Raw genomic sequence first — 1,006 nt, forward strand, 5'->3', positions numbered from 1 at the left:
CGCCCACGCCGAGTCTCGTGGCGGCGCGCCCGAGACTCGTGGCGCGTCGACCCGGCCGGGAGGCGCGGTGTGCGCCCGTCCCGCCGGCTCAGCACCGGCGGGCCGAGTCTCGCGCTGGGCGACATGGCTCGCGCTCCCGAGCGCGAGCGGTGTCGCCCACGCCGAGTCTCGTGGCTGCGCCGCCGAGTCTCGAGGCCGCGCCGCCGAGTCTCGTGTCCGCGTGTCCGCGCGGCCGCGCGGCCGCGCCGGTCAGGCGGCCGCCAACGACCGCCGCCGCCCGGCCCAGCCCGCCCGGGTCCGGACGAGCACCGTCACGAGCACCACCACGACGACGGCCACCACCGCGGTCACCGCCGTCGGCACCGACACGAGCGGCCCGTCGAGCCGCCCGACCGCGACCCACGCCAGTCCCCAGCACAGCGCGGCCGTCGGCGCGAGCCGCCCCCGGTCCCAGACCGCGAGCAGCACCCCGACGAGCCCGGCCACCGCCGCCACGAGCACGCCCCAGACGTCCTGGCCGAGCCCGAAGCCCCGGAAGCCCGCCGCCGTCAGCACCGCCGCCGTGTTCGCTGCCGTCGCCACGCAGACCCACCCGAGGTAGAGGCCGAACGTGCCGTCCGTGACGATCGCCTCGACGACGCCGGAGGGCCGGGTGCGCCGCAGGACGACGAACGTCCAGACCAGCACGGCGAGGAGCGCCACGATGATCGGCTCGCTCGCCCAGAGGAAGCCGAACTGCACCGCCAGGATCCACGCCGCGTTGAGGAGCAGCGAGAGCGTCGCGGGGAGGGCGAGCCGCGCGTGCCGCTCGTCGTCCGCGGTCCGGAACAGCTGCCGCACCGCGTACACGATCAAGCCGAGGTAGATCACCGACCAGATGCCGAACGCCGGCCCGTCCGGCGCGATCGACGTCGACGAGGCCGACAGCGCCCCGCCCGAGGCGTTCTGGATGGGCGTGCCCCCGGCGGCACCGGACCCGATGAACGACCCGACTACCGCGACCACC

General features: G+C 76.6%; 1 protein-coding gene. It reads right to left on the bottom strand.

Annotation, left to right across the window (positions count from 1 at the left end):
• Positions 1-249: 249 nt before the first annotated feature.
• Entirely contained in the window at positions 250-1,005 is a 756-nt protein-coding gene (locus I59_RS02020; RefSeq protein ID WP_049976507.1) for a tryptophan-rich sensory protein, read from the bottom strand.
• Position 1,006 lies beyond the last annotated feature (1 nt).

Source organism: Curtobacterium sp. B8, assembly GCF_000333315.1.
GTDB lineage: Bacteria > Actinomycetota > Actinomycetes > Actinomycetales > Microbacteriaceae > Curtobacterium > Curtobacterium luteum.